Here is a 16,105-nt window from a genome sequence, read left to right as displayed (position 1 = left end):
AACTTTGGAAGGCGCACATAAACCTTTGAACCCGCATGTAAACAGTTCAGCCCGCACATAAACCTCCCAACCTGAAGGTAAAGCTCACAAGCCGCATATAAGCGGGTAAGCCTGCAAATAAAATTGAAAATCCCGCATATAAATTTCCAAAACCTGCAAATAAAAGTCTGAAACCTGCATATAAAATCTCAAAACCCGCATATAAAAGGGGTAATTTACTCTTTGATGGCTGTGATTTTTGCTCCAATCCTCTTCTAAAGCCCTAAAATGGATGAAAATAAGGAAAAAGTGTGCTGAATAGGCATTTTTTAAGCATTTATTGAATAAAACAGACTCTTTTTTAATGTTACAATATATGGTAAAATGCAATCAAAAACAGGAGAACAGAGATGATAAAACTCGGCATGATAGCGGCTGTTCTAAGTATTGCTGGCTTTGTCCTCACTTTTGCTCCATTCACCTCAATTGCCGGCTGGCTTCAAAATTACACGGTGCTGGCGGCGGGCATTCTCTGTGTCATCGCATCACTTGTACTGGCCATCCGATCCATTATTAAAAAGGAAACAGGGCTGCTGAAGTTTCTCCCTTTTGTCCTGCTGCTGCCAATTTTGTACTTTGCCATTAATTTCGTCTCTATCATGGGTGCTGTATAACCGGAATGGGGGAAAAGGGATGAAGAAAGAAAAGAAAGACAGCAGGATAGAGGATTCTGACGGACTGAACAGAGCATTTTACGGCAGTCCCACTGCGGGTGGAGTTATTATTATGCTTGGCATCGCCGGTTACATGATATATGACCTTTTCTTTAAACATTGAATGCCTCGGCATTCTTTTTTTGCTCCCGAAAAGTCGGATGCATCACTGCTCAAACTGCTACTCTTATATGGGAAAGGAGGCTGGAAAATGGATATGCTGGCAGGAATGAATGCAGCGGTTAAGTACTTAGAGGAAAATCTGGATAAAGAAATCAATGTGAAGGAAGCGGCTCGGCTTGCGTATTGCTCGGAGTTTCATTTTAAGCGGATGTTTTCGTTTCTTGCAGGGGTGCCGCTGTCGGACTATATCAGGAGGAGAAGGCTGACCCGTGCAGTAACGGACCTGCGTACCGGGAACAGCCGGGTGCTTGATATTGCAGTGAAGTACTGCTACAGCTCAGCTGATTCCTTCGGGAGAGCTTTTCAGCAATTTCATGGCATTACGCCGTCTGAGGCAAGGAGCAGCGGACATTCCGTGAAGGCCTATCCGCCAATTTCCTTTCACTTATCCGTTAAAGGAGGCAGTGAAGTGAGATACCGCATTGTAGAAAAGGAGGCTTTCCGCATTGCCGGGCTGAAAAAAAGGGTGCCGATTGTGTTTGAAGGGGTGAACCCTGCTATAGATGCTATGTGGAGGAGTCTTGATGAAAAAATGATCCAGGAGCTGAAGGCACTGTCAAATACAGAACCGAGGGGCTTGATCAGCGCATCGGGCAACTTTTCAGAAGGAAGAATGGGAGAAAAGGGAGAGCTGGATCACTGCATTGGGGCCGCAACCACAAAGGATTGCCCGCCCCATTTCCAAACTTTAGAGGTGAAGAGCTCACAATGGGCCGTTTTTGAAGCAGAGGGTCCTTTCCCTGAAGCATTGCAGAATGTATGGGGCCGCATCTACTCGGAATGGTTTCCGGGATCAGGCTATGAACAGAAGGAAGGACCGGAAATTCTCTGGAACCAGGACAAGGATGTGACGGTCCCTCTTTTTAAAAGCGAAATTTGGATTCCTGTTGTTCAATTATCCGAATAATTCTTTTTAAGTCTGAGATACCCTGCAAGTGCATGCCTTCGTGAAAAGAAGTCCAAAGGAGCACCTGCTCAATTGTTGTCAGTTTCCGAATCTCTGTCGGTTCAAACTCCTCCTCAAGACGCCCCTCATATTGATCCTTAATGCTGCTGATCTGGCCCTTCAGCAGCTGTTTCAGCTGTTCAAATGACGGGGTTTCCTCTGTAAAGATTTTGGGAGAGCTTCCCCACCCAAACCATTGACCAAATGCTTCAGGTATTCCCGCGCGCTCTTTTGTGAGGCTCTCAAGCCACATGTACTGTTCCGTATAGACATGCCCGAGGTTCCAGCGGATGCTGTTGCTGAACCCATTTGGAATGATATCGGCTTCCTCTTGTGTGACATCCTTAACGGTATGCAGCAAGTAATCCCGGTGGCTTTGCAGCTGGCTGAAAAAAATTTCCTGGCGCTGTTTCAAATACAACCCCTCCTTTTACAAAGGAAATTCTTTATTTGCATGGAATTATCCTTTCAAAATAGCATCATTGGGTAACATATAAGGGGAGGGATCGTTATGCATGGAAAACCAGTAATTGGCATCACCTGCTCAAATGTTTTATATAACAAGCTGCCGAGCATTCATTTAAATTTACGCTACATAGAAGCTGTCGAAGCAGCGGGTGGGGTGGCGGCCGTCATTCCATCAGGCAGTCCAGAGGCTGCTCGTGACTGGATGGAAATATGCGATGGGCTCCTTCTGAGCGGCGGGGAAGACATTGATCCAGGATTTTACGGAGAAGAGAAGCATGAGCTGACTGGTACCACCTGCATTGAACGGGACGAAATGGAAATGGCATTGATTCATCGTGCAAAGGAAAAAAAGCTTCCGGTATTCGCGATCTGCAGAGGCGCTCAAATGCTGAATACGGCATTCGGAGGCACACTGATTCAGGATATTGGCGAGATGTGCCGCAATCCGCTGCAGCACAAACAGACCGTTCGAAGGCCTGAAGCCTCCCATTCTGTGAGACTTGAAGATGGGAGCAGGCTGTCGCGGATTCTTGGGAAAACAGAGATTGATGTTAACAGCCTCCATCACCAGACATTCGGAAAGCTGGCGGAAGGGATAAGAATTGCAGGAAAAGCACCTGATGGAATTACAGAGGTGCTGGAATGCACTGAACCTGACTGGCCGCTCCTTGCTGTGCAGTGGCATCCAGAAGAAATGTCGGCAGAGGACGCAGGAATGAGAAAGCTTTTTGAAGCATTCATTGTTGATGCCAGAGCGTTTAAAAGCAAAAAACACATGGGTAATTAATGTTATCGCCGGAGGGAAAGGAGGAGACACATTGTTCGCATCCATTTTTACACTTGCGCTATCATTTTTCGCTGTTATGAATCCGCTCGGGAATATTCCAATTTTTATCTCTTTAACATCTGAATACGACCAGCAGAGCAGAAAAAATACAGCAAGAAAAGCAGCCATCGTTTCGTTTATTATCCTGACAGTTTTTTTGTTTCTGGGAAATTTAATTTTCTCGGTTTTCGGCATCACCATACATGCCTTCCGGGTTGCAGGCGGAATCCTGATCTTTGGCATCGCCTTTAACCTCCTTCACGCAAAGACTTCACAGGCGCAAAGCCCGCACTCGCATGAAAAGGCAGAGGCGGAAGCTAGAGAGGATATCTCCATTACCCCGCTTGCACTGCCAATCATGGCAGGTCCAGGTACAATCGCAACCGTTATGGCGCGGACCTCAGGCCATAACGTAGCGAATTTACTCGGTGTCTGCATCAGTTACACGGTCATTCTTGTTGCCACTTATTTTCTATTTGCCTACTCAAGTCCGATTATTAGAAGGATTGGTCAGAGCGGGGTTAATGTTATTTCGAGGCTGATGGGTTTGATTTTGGCGGTTATGGCGATTCAGATGATTGCGGACGGGGTGCATGGACTGTTTCCGCATTTGTAAAAAGAAAACTGCAATCGGGGTAATTGCAGTTTTTTATATTCAATGACTTATTCCTCCACATTAATAAACGCCCGTTTCCCATCCTCCTTCTTCTTCGTCACCTTGCTCTCATAAAGCCAATCCGCCACATCCTCCCAAGAACGGTCCTCCTGATACCCAAACGGCTTGCCGTCCTCTTTCATCATCGGAAGCAGCATGTGCAGGCTCTTTTTTTCAACCTGAGGGTCCAAAGGAGAAGATTCCTCCTCGTTTTGCAGCAGTATAGACAGTCCTTCATCAGGGTGCTTCTCAACATATTCCTGCCCTTTTGCCATCGCGGCCATCATTTTTTTGTAGACCTCAGGTTTTTCCTTTAAAGACTTTTCGCTGGCTGCCATGACGAGTTCTTCGTAATCCGGCACCCCGTATTGTGTAGGATTGATCACCCGGACGGGGTGTTTTTGTTTGTCCAGCAGCAGCTTTTCATGATTGATGAAGCCGCCGATCATCGAGTCAACCTTATTGGTTGCCATTGAAGGGATCAGATTAAAGCCGATGTCGGTCATTTTTACTTTATCCGGATCCCCGCCGTCCGTTTTGACCATTGTTTTGATCAAGGCTTCATCAAGCGGTGAGGACGGGTAGCCGACTGATTTTCCCTCCAGGTCTTTTGGCGAGCGGATGCTGCTGTTTTCCGGCACCATTAAATAATTCAGCGGATGGCGGACGACTGCTGCAAAAGATTGAACTGGAATGCCCTCGTCGCGCGCCATCAGGATAGCAGGCTGATAGGACAGGGCCATATCCACCTGCCCTGCTGCTGCAAGCTTCAGCGGGTCATTTGTGCTTGAAGGCATCTGAAACTGCACATCAAGGCCCTGTTCTTTAAAATAGCCTTTTTCCTTTGCCGCATAAAGGAAAGAGTGAACCGCGTTCGGATACCAATCGAGCATAACGGTGACCTTCTGCAAATGGGATGAACCTGAGCCGGCGCTGCAGCCGCTTATTACAAGCATCGTGCTGAACAGGATTGCCATCAATAATTTCATGTAAGTTTCCTCCTCTTAAACTGGCCATTCCTCGCCTTTATAAGCCATTTCCCAAAACAAGTATTCAAGCTGTGATGCTGTGATATAATGCTCCTCCAGAACCGCCAGCTCGCGTTCGCTTTTTCCATGTGCAAGCTCGTCCAGCAGGTCCCTCAGCCAGCAGGCAAGCTCCCCGAATTCCTCTGATGCATAGGAGGAAACCCATTCGCCGTAAAACGGATGACTGTCAGATCCGGGGTACTTCTCCTTCAGCATCTTGCCGATTTCCCAGTAGCTCCACATGCAAGGGAGGACTGCGGCAATGAGCTCCTCAAGAGGGCCATTTCCTGCTGCCAGCATGTAACGGGTATAAGCGAGGTTTGACGGAGCGGGCTTCACAGCCTCCAGTTCCTCTTTTGAAATACCAAACTGCGCGGCATATTGCCGGTGCAGCTCCATCTCATCAATGAGTGTGTTATTTAAAATTCGGGAGAACGCCGCCATACTTTCCAGGTTCCTTGATTTGGCTGCGGCCATGGCAAAGAGCTTGCTGTAATCAACTAGAAACACATAATCCTGCTTCATGTAGCGGATGAAGGATTCCTTCGGCAGCTCGCCTGTCCCAATTCCGGCCACAAACGGATGCTGAAATGTTTTCTCCAAAATAGGCTTTGCTTTTTCGAAAAGTCTTTCTGATGCTTTCATGACAAATCTCTCCTTTTTAAAATATAAAAAGCCCGCTTATCTCCGGAGAAATAAGCGGGCTTGGATACATAGGCCAAAAACAGCCAGACACAATAAGTGTGCAGGCTTCCGCGCTTCCCTCCGCTGGTATGATCCAGTTCAGGTTCAAAGGGTTAGAACTATTGTTCAATCTCAGCCCAATTGGGCACCCCTAGCAACTAAGAAAATATGAAGTTATGTGTTAATGGTATCTGTTGCTGGAAAAATAGTAAAGGGAAAATGGTTTCTCAAGAAGGAAAAAAAGCATTCCCCTCGAAAACAGAAAACGAATAAATTAGCGGAGGGGATTAGCATGTTTCAAACTGTAAATAGCTTTTTAAACATGTGGGAGCTTGAAACGGACAGAACCCAGAAGGTCATGGACAGAATGACAGATGACTCGCTCAAGCAGGTCATTACCCCTGAAAACTGGTCGCTTGGGCGTCTGGCATGGCATATTGCAGTTGCGCCAAAGGGTATTGCCGCACGGGCCGGCCTGCAAGTTGAAGGGCTGAAGCATGACAATGAGGTGCCTGAATCTGCTGCTTTAATTGCAAACGAATATAAAACAGCGGCAAAGCAAGTGGCGGAAGCAGTGGAAAACCAGTGGACAGATGAAATCCTCCTGGAAGAGCGGCCTTTTTTTGAAATGATACTGCCAGCCGGCATGCATCTTTATTTCATTATTCAGCATCAAACCCACCACAGAGGGCAAATGACAGTCCTCATGCGGCAGGCAGGCATCCAGGTTCCTGGCGTTTATGGTCCTTCAAAAGAGGAATGGGCTTTGGCGGGCATGGAGGCTCCGAGGTAAATCTGACGTGTATCTTTCTGGGTGATAGGGTATGGAACCAATAAACTACGAACCTGGGAGGAAACACATATGAGTAAGAAACCAATCATTGGAATAACAGGATCGGCAAAAGAAGTGCACGGCATTGACCACTCCTTTGTGCATTCAAAATATCCGGAAGCCGTGCTTCGTGCTGGCGGTGTCCCGGTCATTTTGCCGCTTGGAAATGAAGAAGCGGCAAAGGCGTGGGCAGAAGTGATTGACGGTCTGCTCTTAAGCGGCGGGGAGGATGTGGATCCTCAGTCTTACGGCGGAAATCCGGATCCTGAGCTCGGAAAAGTTGTACTGGAACGGGATGAAACAGAAATAGCACTTGTGGCAGAAGTCAAAAATAGAAAGCTTCCTGTATTTGCCATATGCCGCGGTATTGCCTCTTTAAATGTAGCGCTTGGAGGCGATCTCATCCAGGACATCGAACGGGAATTTGAAGATCCGCTGAAGCATCATCAGGAAGGGCCTCGTACGAATGCTTCCCATGATCTGCATGTGGAAGAAGGCAGCAGGCTTCACGAAATTTTCGGCGAAACACTCGTCCCAATCAACAGCATGCATCACCAGGTGCTTGGAAAAGTGGCGGAAGGACTAAAGGTGACAGGCAAGGCACCGGACGGCGTCATTGAAGCTGTGGAAGGAACGGATCCAGACTGGTCTGTTCTTGGCGTACAATGGCATCCGGAAGAAATGGCTGTAAAGTATGACAATATGCAAAAGCTGTTTGACGTTTTTGTGGAAGAATGTGAAAAAGCGGCATCAGAGCCTGTTTAAAAGAGCTAGGGAGGTGTCCCTTGAGAGAAGGGCCGTATCAAAAACTCAGCGGGCTGGAGAAGCTCGCCGGCACATGGAAGGTTTCAGGGCCTGACATTGAAGGCACAGTTTCTTTTCAATGGATGGAAGGAAAGTACTTCATGATCCAGCATTTTGACCTTCTCCATAGCGGACGGCAAGTCAAAGGAATAGAAGTAATTGGCTTGACAAAGGAATTCGGTGCAGAGGAGCCGGGCGAGCACCTCGTATCCCGCGCTTATGATAACAGCGGCAATACCTTTGATTACACATATGAGATTGATGATGACACCCTCACAATTTGGGGCGGAGGTATTGGTTCCCCTGCTTATTACAAGGGAGAATGGAACAGTGACGGGACCGTGAATTCCGGAAAGTGGGTTTACCCGGGCGGCGGGTATGAATCTGCTATGACGAGGACGGACAGGTAAAAAACAAGGGATGGTGTCCCTTGTTTTTTTTATAGCTTATTTACAGGAGGAAATTGCTGCAGGATTTTTTCTAAGCCTGCAGCAAACCATTCTCCCTTGTCCATACTTGTTTCAAATTCAAATTCCAGCCGAGCGCCGCATCCAGCTGGATACTGGACAGCGCCAGTCACTAAAATGATTTTCCTTTTTCGCTCGAAATTCAATTCTAAGTAAGGCTCGGTCGGTGCAAAGAACACTTCTTTCTGCTTTTTTGCCAGAAAACTTTGCAGTCCCTTCAGAAATGCCATCATTTCTGTTCCCTCGATCATGATGTCATCAATACTTGCAGTGAAGGCTGGGAGGGATAGGGAGAAAAGATTGCGATGCCAGTCTCTGTCATACGAATCCTTTGCATCGGGATAGGCGAAGCTGTATGTAGCAAGCTTCAAACAATGAGTACCATCTGGAGAGCTTAATTCTGCAGTTGGATAGTTTGCAAAATTTGTATTCATATTACTCATCTTTCCTCTTTTAATTTGGGAACAAGCGTTCTATAATAGTATTATACATATTAAAAAGGAGGTATCACCCATGTATGAAACGATTGCAGATTTTCTAAAAGAATGGAACAAAGAAGAGGTGCTCACCCAAAATGTATTGGACGGCTTAACCGATGAGTCGCTCAGCCAGGAAGTTTATCCGGGTGGCCGTACGCTAGGAAGAATTGCATGGCATTTTACTGTGAACATTCCAGACTATTTAGCAAAATTCGGCCTTGAGATTGATGCGGTAGAGAATGCAGCGAGTGTGCCGGCCTCAGCCAATGAGATCGCTGAAACATTCAGAGCAGTCAGCAGCAGGGCAGCGAAGGCGATCGAGGCCCAATGGACGGATGAAACGCTGTCACACATACAGGAAGCCTTCGGCAGGAAGGAGTCCAACGCTGCCATCCTGATGGGACTGATTAAGCACATTGTTCATCATCGCGGACAAGTGACTATCCTCATTCGTCAGGCAGGGCTAAAGCCTTTTGGAGTATATGGGCCTCCAAAAGAAGACTGGATCAAGCTCGGTGTAGAAAATCCGCCTTTGTAATGACTAAGAGCCCTCTCCCAAGGGTTCTTTTTTCAAGAATGATCAGCCTCTAAACCTGCCGCTTTCACAGGCCCCATCGAAACAATCGTTGATATCTTCTTCGCCATATACTCCGGCGAATACTTCATCCCGCTTTTCACCCACCATGTGAACATGCCCATGCAGGCATTGCTAACAAAGGCCATGAAGATTTCCTTTGGAAGAGAGGTTTCCGCTTTAGGCCAATCAATTTCATCATATACCTGCGATAGCCGGCCCAATAAGAATTGCTGCATTTTATTGCTGAAATCCTGCACGCCATTTTCTCCGAGCATGGCTTTATAAAAGGCTTGGTTTTCTGAGATGCTTTGAAAAACAGAAAATATCGATTTTTCAAGGTTAGCCCGAATAAAAATGCCATTTTGAATATGTGTGGCAGGGCGAAGATTCTTTGCCAGGTTCTCGAATGTTTCTGCCGTCATCTGATCAAGCAAATCATATTTATCCTTGAAATGAAGATAGAAGGTTCCGCGGTTAATCAGCGCACGCTCCGTAATATCATTTATTGTTATCGCATCGATTCCTTTTTCAGAAACAAGACTGATAAAGGCTTCCTTAATCATTTTCGTTGTCCGGATCACCCGTAGATCACTTTTATTAGACACTTTACTGCCTCCTATCCATTTTCGGGAAGATGATCAACACTTTGCCTTCCAGTGTCTGATATCCATCATTTTATCCTTTATTGCGTATTGCTCACCTGCACAATCTATCTTACCATCTTATTGAACAGACTGATAGATAAAAGACAATATGTCTAATAAAAAGGTGGGAAAGAACATGTCATTTTTTAAGCAGAAAATCCTGTGGCTCGGCCTTATAGGAATTGCCCTTATTGCCATTATCTTTACATTCGCTTTTCTTGGCAGTACCGTAAACCCTGCTCCAAAGGATCTGCCGGTTGCCCTTGTCGTAAAGGATGAAGGCGTCACACTGCCGACAAAAGAGAAGCTGAACATCGGGGAGGAGCTGAAAAAGCAGCTTACAGAAAATAAGGATCTCCCGTTTAAATGGACCATTTTAGACAGCAAAGACAAAGCGGTCAAAGGAATGGACGACAGAAACTACTATGCCGCCCTCGTTATTCCAAGCGACTTTTCAGCAAAATCTTCTTCTCTCATGTCGCCAAAACCTGTGCAGGCAGAAGCACAGCTGATCTTAAACCAGGGGAAAAACCAAAATGCCGTCAACGCCATCGGCCAAATTTTCCCGAAGATTTTTGAAGCCATTAACGGCAAAGTACAGCAGCAAATGCTGATGCCATTTGAAAAAATGCAAAAACCGCTATCAGTACAGCAGGCCAAAATTGCAGGCCATCCGATTGCATTGAAAACAGATACCATTCATCAAACAGGCGACAACAGCGGCGGCGGGAATGCGCCGACAACGCTGACGCAGATTATCTGGATTACGACGCTCATTAGCTCAGCCATTATTTTTACAGCAGTCAGAAAAGCCCACAGCAATACCATCAAGCCGATCGGCTTCTTATATCAGCTGCTGGCTGGGGCAGTGTTCACAGCAGTCAACGCGCTGATCGTGCTGTACCTTGCCGCGGGCGTTCTTGACCTGCATGTTCCGGATTACTGGGCTGTGTACGGTTTTATGCTCTTTGCCTCCTTCATGTTCTTCCTCATGCAGGGAGCCCTGTTGAACTGGCTCGGATTTGGAGGCATGCCGATTCTTGTACTGTTGTTTTTCTTCTCCAATCCGGTTCTCGCGCTTGCCCCTGAGATGCTGCCGGATGTAACGAAAACATGGCTCTACTCCTGGACCCCGTTCCGGTTCAGCGTAGAAGGGCTGCGCAGCATCTTCTTTTACGATGGCCGCGGGCTTGGAGATAATCAATATGTGTTAGGGATCGTTGGACTTGTGTGTTTTGCGGTCATGGCGCTTGCGCTTGTGAAGCCGCTGCTGCAGCGGGGAAGCAGGAAGGAAGCATCTGTAGAGAGGAATTGATAGGGAGAGAGCGGGACCTTTTGGGTTTCGCTCTTTTTTTCGAAGAGGATGGTCTTTATAGTAAAATATTAGAATGCGATTTTTTATTACAACTAGTAAAGGGGAGTGTGTGATGACTAGGCATCATTTTATTGCGACGCTGAAGCCAATTTCAGAATTCCATTTAAACGGTAATTTTGCGTTTCAAACCGGTGAAGCTTATAAAGATCTTTTGCCCTTTACCCTCCCTTATGTTTATGGAGGCGGCGGAGAAGACATTGAATTTATTACATTTTTAGATGCATTTATGGAACTTGGAGATGTTGTGGAGCAGTACATATTTGAAGAAGGAAAGAACGGACAGCCATTGTCACATCATTTTCCAGAAGAAGCCCGAACAGTGAATCTCTTAAAAAAGACGTATAAAGACCAATACGGAGAATACCAGCTGCACTCGAAAAGATGGAAAGAAGAACTGGCAAGGCGTACGATTGCTTCAAAGAGAAGTGTGACTACCTTTGTTAAATTCTGAGGGCAACTATGTAAGAGGAAACCGCACATAAACTCTGAAAGCCGCACATACAGCCATGAAGCCGCACGTATCCATCCTAAGCTGCAGATAAATTTCAAAAACCCGCATGTAAAATCTCAAAACCCGCATATAAAATTCGAAAAGCTGCAAATAAAATCGCCAAACCTGCATATAAACGGCTCTCTAAAGCGATTTGGAGAGGGCAAAATGGCTTTGAAACTCAAAATGGGTGCTGTTTTTGCCTTGTTTCACATGATTTTGCTCAAATTTTCTATCATTTTTCTCTCCATAAAAAAATAACCGCCCGCAACCAGCGGGCGGCTTCTTCACAAAGTAAGCAGCTTTTGATAAAGCTTAATCACAGACTGATGCATTCCTTCATGGTACAAACCGAAGCTCAAAAACTGCTCAGGCGATGCCAGAGTCATGCCGGCAGAGGTGGTGTAAGGCGGTTCGATTTTTTCCTGCAGGCGGTCTGACAGGATAGCCTTCATCCGTACAGGCTGTGCCCTTAAATATCCTTTGATTTCTTCCAGCGAAGGAACAGGGATGTCAGCCGGCTGGGTGAGAGGGGTTGTGTTGTATTCAAACAGCTCCCTGTATCCGTCCGGCACCTCCAGCGGCTCTCCGATATACTGAAAAGCATGACGTTCCCATACAACATAGATATGCCCAAGATTCCAACGGATCGAGTTGCGGAAGCCGTCCGGGATTTGGTCGGCCAATTCTTCTGATACACTGTCAGCAAGCTTTAGCGTTTGTTCGCGGATAAAAGATTGCTGATCGAAAAGAAAGTGTTCCATTTACAATCGTCTCCTTTCGTTTAACCGGCGCTTTGTTTAAGATGAAGTGCCTTTTTTTGCTGCCGCCTTGCCATCCACAAAAAGAACAAAACAGGTATTGTTAAGAGGCTCGTCGTAATGAGTCCGAGCGAGACGGATGAAAGAGCAATCAGACCGACAACCGGCCCTCCGGCAATCTGCCCGATCGCATCAAGCTGCCCAAAAAGGGACAGCATTGTCGCCCGGCCCTTTGATTCAAGCTTCTGATTCAGCCAGATGGAGTAAAGCGGATGGTTGAGCCCTCTTAAAAGTGCACAGCTCCAGTAAGAAGCAATAGCGAGCCAGAACTGCCCTGCCAAAGCAAACACCATCATACTGAGAACAAGCAGAATATTCATGGCTCCTAAAAGTCCGATGAGCTGCTGCTCGCGAAGCTCTTCTCCCCGGCGCTGAATGCCTTGAACCACCGCAATATGCAGAAGGAACGCAACCGCATTGATGATTCCGAACCAGAGGACAGCGCTGCTTTCCGTAAGCTTCAAGCCTTGAATCAGATGAATCTCCCAAAGCCTGTCAAAGCCTTCGCTTGCAAGGCCCCACATAAGGGAAATACCTGCCATCGCGAAAAGGATTGTACTGCCTCTTACCGTTTGGTAACCGCTTTTCACAACAGCGGCAAACTGATGAAAAGGGGACGTATCATTCCGCTCCATTTTTTCAAAATGGTGTTCAGGCATGAAAATGGCGAGCCAGATGCCGAATACAAGAAAGGCGCCTCCGGCAAGAAGAATCGCCGTTTGCACGGAAAAAAGAAAAGACAGAGCAACACTTGCAAAAATGCCAGCAAAGTTGCCGAGAGATGCAAACTGCGAGCCCGTCAAAAACAGCTTTTGCAGCCCTTCGCCCTTCTCTTCATCTGCAATCCAGGCTTCCTCAGCACCGCTGAAAAACGTATAGCCAAGCCCCCAAATGCCATACGCAAGGGCGATTGCCCAAAAGGATGGAATGGCTCCCTCTAAAAGATGTGCTGCTCCAACAATAAACATGCCGATCACAACAGAGGCCTTCCGGCTGACCCTGTCAGCAATAAATCCAGTCGGCACCTCAAACAGCATTATCGAAACCTCCATCATGGTCCCGACCAGCACAAGCTGAAAAGGATTCAGCCCTGCTTCCTTAATAAAATAAATCGCATTTACCGTAAACACGACGTAAAGCAGGAATGCTCTGACTCCTGACAGCAAATAATACACCTTTCTCGCGTTCATTCCACTTCCTCCGATTCTGCTATTCTCTTATACATGAGAGAATCTGAAACGGAGATCAATCATCTAGCTCCCCGTTCAGATTAAGAAACAGGACCCTTTCTCTGTCGTCGCATCATTGTCGTCCTCCTTAATTTGGATATCTTTATTATAAGTTTATTTGGAATGTTCCGGCAACTGCCTTTAAGACTTGATTTCTGTCTTCTGAGGGTATGAATGTCACATTTGAGATGACGGAAAAATAGATATTTTTGGTAAAAGAGATTGGGTAACAAGAAGAAAAGGGTATAGGCTTAGAAAAAGGGGGATGAGCAAATGGCAGGAATCAGTCTGCTTAAAGATAAAGCACGCATTGTGCTCGAAAAGAAAAATCTGCAAAACGTAACAGCACGGGTCGGACTTGTGCTCGATATTTCAGGAAGTATGCGGAACCTTTACAAGGACGGAACCGTACAAAAGGTAGTGGAGCGGGTCCTGGCCGTTGCGAGCCAGTTTGATGATGACGGGGAACTGGATATTTGGGTCTATGACAACGAATTCAGCAGAATGCCGGCTGTGACAGAAAGAGATTTCGAAAATTACGTTAACAGAGAGATACTGGACAACAACCAAATACATAAGTTTGGACGCAATGAAGAGCCGCAGGTCATGAAGGACATCCTTCAGAAATACTTAATGGACGATCCCGGCAGTCTGCCGTCCTTCGTAGTCTTCATTAATGACGGAGGATGCAAAGCAGGCATTAAAAAGCTTGTCAAAAACTCTGCTGACAAACCGATTTTCTGGCAGTTTATCGGCATAGGCAACGGCAGTTTTGACGTGCTGCGGACGCTTGATGAAATGGAAGGAAGAGTCGTGGACAACGCGAACTTTTTTCATTTGCCGGACATTGACCGGATGAGTGATGAGGAATTGTATGACCAGCTGCTGAATGAGTTTCCAATGTGGATTGGGGAGGCCCGGGGGAAGGGGATACTTTGATGGATGGCTCTGTCCCCCTAAGCAATGGGGGACCTGGCCCTTGATACTGTAAAGGAACGGGGGACAGAGGCAGCTGCCTCAGAACCGCTGGGGCTCTAAAGAAAATGAATTAAAGGGACACACCTTTCTTACGGCAGTCCAGCGGGGGACAGGGGACTGCCTTCAGTAACCTGTCCCTTGTTCCGTTACCGCATAAAAGGACAGGTGCATTCTATTTAGAATCCTTGGGCTGCAAGCACTCTAAAAAGTGGGGTCAGGTCTTTAGTGTTGCACAGAACTGGGGGACAGGCTCCTCCCTATATTGGGGACAGAGACCTGCACCCCCCACAGCCCCCAAATCCCAAAACCCTGGTTTCGAAATCCCTCAATTAGGGGATGGTAAGAGAGTATGCCTTTTTTTAACAAGTAATTTACCATACTATAAAGTAGGATGATGGCGATATGAAACGAGCGCGAATTATTTATAATCCGACTTCAGGGAGAGAAGCGTTCAAGCGTTTTCTTGCTGATGTTTTAATGAAGTTTGAAGCGGCAGGGTATGAGACGTCCTGCCATTGTACGACGTGCGAGGGTGATGCAACAGAGGCGGCGAAGCTTGCTGCGGAGCGGGAGTATGACCTCGTTGTAGCTGCAGGAGGCGACGGTACGGTGAGCGAAGTGATTAACGGGCTTTCCGGATTTGAGAAGCGTCCTCAGGTGGGGATTATTCCTGTCGGCACGACAAATGACTTTGCGAGGGCGATTGCTGTGCCGCGAGATGATATATTGGCGGCAGCCGACGCGATTATTGAAGGGAAAGCGCATGCGATTGATGTTGGGAAAGTGAATGGCACGTACTTCATCAACATTGCCGGCGGCGGGCGCCTGACAGAGCTTACGTATGAAGTGCCGAGCAAGCTGAAGACGATGATGGGGCAGCTCGCTTACTATTTAAAGGGAATCGAAATGCTGCCGTCGATCCGGCCGTCTGAAGTAGTGATTGAGTATGATGGCAACCGGTTTGAAGGCGAGGTTATGCTGTTCCTCGTTTCGCTGACAAACTCTGTCGGCGGTTTTGAAAAGCTTGCACCGGATTCCAGCTTGAATGACGGGCTGTTTGATTTGATTATCCTGAAAAAAGCAAATCTTGCAGAGTTTATCCGTGTGGCTTCAGCGGCAATGCGCGGTGAGCATATGAATGATGATTTGATCATTTATACAAAGGCGAACAAAATTAAGGTCACATCAAATGAGAAGATGCAGCTGAACCTGGACGGAGAATATGGCGGGGATCTGCCGGCTGAATTTGAAAACCTGTACCGCCACATTGAAATTATCATGCCGAAAGAGAAATCGGATGAGCTTGAGAACCAGACAGAAGAGCATGAGGATATTGCACATTAAAAGACAGCCCCAAGGCTGTCTTTTTGTTAGTCCAAATTTAATTCCATGATGCTTGATACATCCCGAAAGCCAAGCTCTTGATACAGCCTTTTCGCAGGGTTTCCCGCAAATACATTGAGAAGAACCTTCTGGTAGTTTTGCTCTTTTAACTCCGCAATCGCAGCCTGCATGAGCTGTTTTCCAACGCCGAGCTTGCGGTACTCAGGGAAGACAAACAAGGAAAAGATGCCGCCTGCCGGAATGTCGTTGATCGCAGTATAATCCTTGCCGATCAAAACCCAGCCTGTGAGCGTATTGTTCTCGGCAGAAATTAAATAATAGGCACCGCTCTGCAAAAGCGGCGCAAACATATCATAAGTCTTTTTCTCATTGTTTTCCTGATACCCCATCGTGCTTTCCTTCACGACCAGCATTGTCATTTTCAGCAAATCGTTCGTTTCATGGCGGTATGCTCTTCGAATGTACAAGCTCCAACACCCCTGTCACGCGGATCACCTGTATTCAATTTATGTAGGGCCTTTTGGGATGATGAAGTATTTTTTATTTTATGAAAAAGCGTTAACCAAAATGGCTCTGGATTAAT

At 46.7% G+C, this 16,105-nt stretch carries 21 protein-coding genes and 1 riboswitch; of the genes, 13 read left to right on the top strand and 8 right to left on the bottom strand.

The window, feature by feature from the left end:
* Positions 1 to 389 precede the first annotated feature (389 nt).
* The 3 genes from LRR81_RS09095 (at position 390) to LRR81_RS09085 (ending at position 1,782) form a co-directional block, all read left to right on the top strand.
* Positions 390 to 653 (top strand): hypothetical protein, encoded by a 264-nt coding sequence (locus LRR81_RS09095; protein ID WP_231789034.1) that lies wholly within the window; start codon positions 390 to 392, stop codon positions 651 to 653.
* A gap of 19 nt (positions 654 to 672) precedes the next feature.
* Complete coding sequence (locus LRR81_RS09090) at positions 673 to 816, top strand: hypothetical protein (RefSeq protein ID WP_231789033.1); 144 nt, start codon at positions 673 to 675, stop codon at positions 814 to 816.
* Positions 817 to 903: 87 nt separating this feature from the next.
* Entirely contained in the window at positions 904 to 1,782 is an 879-nt protein-coding gene (locus LRR81_RS09085; protein ID WP_231789032.1) for an AraC family transcriptional regulator, read from the top strand.
* Here the strand turns inward: LRR81_RS09085 and LRR81_RS09080 are convergent.
* Positions 1,739 to 2,236, bottom strand: a complete 498-nt coding sequence (locus LRR81_RS09080; protein ID WP_231789031.1) for a DinB family protein — start codon at positions 2,234 to 2,236, stop codon at positions 1,739 to 1,741. The genes LRR81_RS09085 and LRR81_RS09080 overlap by 44 nt on opposite strands.
* A 96-nt stretch (positions 2,237 to 2,332) precedes the next feature.
* Between LRR81_RS09080 and LRR81_RS09075 the strand changes: the two genes are divergently transcribed.
* On the top strand, positions 2,333 to 3,076 hold the full coding sequence (locus tag LRR81_RS09075; RefSeq protein WP_231789030.1) for a gamma-glutamyl-gamma-aminobutyrate hydrolase family protein: 744 nt from the start codon (positions 2,333 to 2,335) through the stop codon (positions 3,074 to 3,076).
* A 31-nt stretch (positions 3,077 to 3,107) separates the two neighbouring features.
* Positions 3,108 to 3,731 (top strand): MarC family NAAT transporter, encoded by a 624-nt coding sequence (locus LRR81_RS09070; protein WP_269448569.1) that lies wholly within the window; start codon positions 3,108 to 3,110, stop codon positions 3,729 to 3,731.
* 47 nt (positions 3,732 to 3,778) lie between these two features.
* Here the strand turns inward: LRR81_RS09070 and LRR81_RS09065 are convergent, their stop codons facing one another.
* Both LRR81_RS09065 and tenA read right to left on the bottom strand, forming a co-directional pair.
* Positions 3,779 to 4,759 (bottom strand): ABC transporter substrate-binding protein, encoded by a 981-nt coding sequence (locus tag LRR81_RS09065; protein ID WP_231789029.1) that lies wholly within the window; start codon positions 4,757 to 4,759, stop codon positions 3,779 to 3,781.
* A 15-nt stretch (positions 4,760 to 4,774) separates the two neighbouring features.
* A complete protein-coding gene (gene tenA / locus LRR81_RS09060) occupies positions 4,775 to 5,443 on the bottom strand; it encodes a thiaminase II (RefSeq protein ID WP_231789028.1) in 669 nt (222 codons plus the stop codon).
* A 98-nt stretch (positions 5,444 to 5,541) separates the two neighbouring features.
* Positions 5,542 to 5,645: riboswitch (TPP riboswitch) on the bottom strand.
* Between the two features lie 129 nt (positions 5,646 to 5,774).
* Here tenA and LRR81_RS09055 point away from each other — a divergent pair.
* From LRR81_RS09055 to LRR81_RS09045, 3 genes are all read left to right on the top strand, one after another.
* Entirely contained in the window at positions 5,775 to 6,275 is a 501-nt protein-coding gene (locus LRR81_RS09055; protein WP_231789027.1) for a DinB family protein, read from the top strand.
* A 69-nt stretch (positions 6,276 to 6,344) separates the two neighbouring features.
* The gene (locus LRR81_RS09050; protein WP_231789026.1) at positions 6,345 to 7,079 is read left to right on the top strand and encodes a gamma-glutamyl-gamma-aminobutyrate hydrolase family protein; all 735 of its coding nucleotides are present in this window, start codon (positions 6,345 to 6,347) and stop codon (positions 7,077 to 7,079) included.
* A 20-nt stretch (positions 7,080 to 7,099) separates the two neighbouring features.
* Positions 7,100 to 7,528, top strand: a complete 429-nt coding sequence (locus LRR81_RS09045) for a hypothetical protein (RefSeq protein ID WP_231789025.1) — start codon at positions 7,100 to 7,102, stop codon at positions 7,526 to 7,528.
* Positions 7,529 to 7,557: 29 nt separating this feature from the next.
* On the opposite strand, the gene LRR81_RS09040 is transcribed toward LRR81_RS09045, so the two are convergent.
* Positions 7,558 to 8,019, bottom strand: a complete 462-nt coding sequence (locus LRR81_RS09040; RefSeq protein WP_231789024.1) for a WapI family immunity protein — start codon at positions 8,017 to 8,019, stop codon at positions 7,558 to 7,560.
* Positions 8,020 to 8,098: 79 nt separating this feature from the next.
* Between LRR81_RS09040 and LRR81_RS09035 the strand changes: the two genes are divergently transcribed.
* Positions 8,099 to 8,602, top strand: coding sequence for a DinB family protein (locus LRR81_RS09035; RefSeq protein ID WP_231789023.1), 504 nt, complete (start codon positions 8,099 to 8,101; stop codon positions 8,600 to 8,602).
* Between the two features lie 32 nt (positions 8,603 to 8,634).
* Here the strand turns inward: LRR81_RS09035 and LRR81_RS09030 are convergent, their stop codons facing one another.
* Entirely contained in the window at positions 8,635 to 9,246 is a 612-nt protein-coding gene (locus LRR81_RS09030) for a TetR/AcrR family transcriptional regulator (protein WP_231789022.1), read from the bottom strand.
* A gap of 175 nt (positions 9,247 to 9,421) precedes the next feature.
* On the opposite strand from LRR81_RS09030, the gene LRR81_RS09025 reads away from it, so the two are divergent.
* Together LRR81_RS09025 and LRR81_RS09020 are read left to right on the top strand one after the other, a co-directional pair.
* Positions 9,422 to 10,600, top strand: a complete 1,179-nt coding sequence (locus tag LRR81_RS09025) for a YhgE/Pip domain-containing protein (protein ID WP_231789021.1) — start codon at positions 9,422 to 9,424, stop codon at positions 10,598 to 10,600.
* A 112-nt stretch (positions 10,601 to 10,712) separates the two neighbouring features.
* Complete coding sequence (locus LRR81_RS09020; protein ID WP_231789020.1) at positions 10,713 to 11,111, top strand: hypothetical protein; 399 nt, start codon at positions 10,713 to 10,715, stop codon at positions 11,109 to 11,111.
* Between the two features lie 326 nt (positions 11,112 to 11,437).
* Here LRR81_RS09020 and LRR81_RS09015 read toward each other — a convergent pair whose 3' ends face one another.
* Together LRR81_RS09015 and LRR81_RS09010 are read right to left on the bottom strand one after the other, a co-directional pair.
* Positions 11,438 to 11,914 (bottom strand): DinB family protein, encoded by a 477-nt coding sequence (locus tag LRR81_RS09015; RefSeq protein ID WP_231789019.1) that lies wholly within the window; start codon positions 11,912 to 11,914, stop codon positions 11,438 to 11,440.
* Positions 11,915 to 11,934: 20 nt separating this feature from the next.
* Positions 11,935 to 13,161, bottom strand: coding sequence for an MFS transporter (locus LRR81_RS09010; RefSeq protein ID WP_231789018.1), 1,227 nt, complete (start codon positions 13,159 to 13,161; stop codon positions 11,935 to 11,937).
* Positions 13,162 to 13,473: 312 nt separating this feature from the next.
* Between LRR81_RS09010 and LRR81_RS09005 the strand changes: the two genes are divergently transcribed.
* Complete coding sequence (locus LRR81_RS09005; RefSeq protein ID WP_231789017.1) at positions 13,474 to 14,139, top strand: vWA domain-containing protein; 666 nt, start codon at positions 13,474 to 13,476, stop codon at positions 14,137 to 14,139.
* Between the two features lie 441 nt (positions 14,140 to 14,580).
* Complete coding sequence (locus LRR81_RS09000; RefSeq protein ID WP_231789016.1) at positions 14,581 to 15,522, top strand: diacylglycerol kinase; 942 nt, start codon at positions 14,581 to 14,583, stop codon at positions 15,520 to 15,522.
* Positions 15,523 to 15,548: 26 nt separating this feature from the next.
* Here LRR81_RS09000 and LRR81_RS08995 read toward each other — a convergent pair whose 3' ends face one another.
* Positions 15,549 to 15,989, bottom strand: coding sequence for a GNAT family N-acetyltransferase (locus LRR81_RS08995; RefSeq protein ID WP_231789015.1), 441 nt, complete (start codon positions 15,987 to 15,989; stop codon positions 15,549 to 15,551).
* Between the last annotated feature and the right edge of the window lie 116 nt (positions 15,990 to 16,105).

Source organism: Metabacillus kandeliae, assembly GCF_021166585.1.
Taxonomy (GTDB): Bacteria; Bacillota; Bacilli; order Bacillales; family Bacillaceae; genus Metabacillus_B; species Metabacillus_B kandeliae.
The sequence above is the reverse complement of the archived record's forward strand: the minus strand, read 5'-3'. Positions and strand labels throughout refer to the sequence as shown.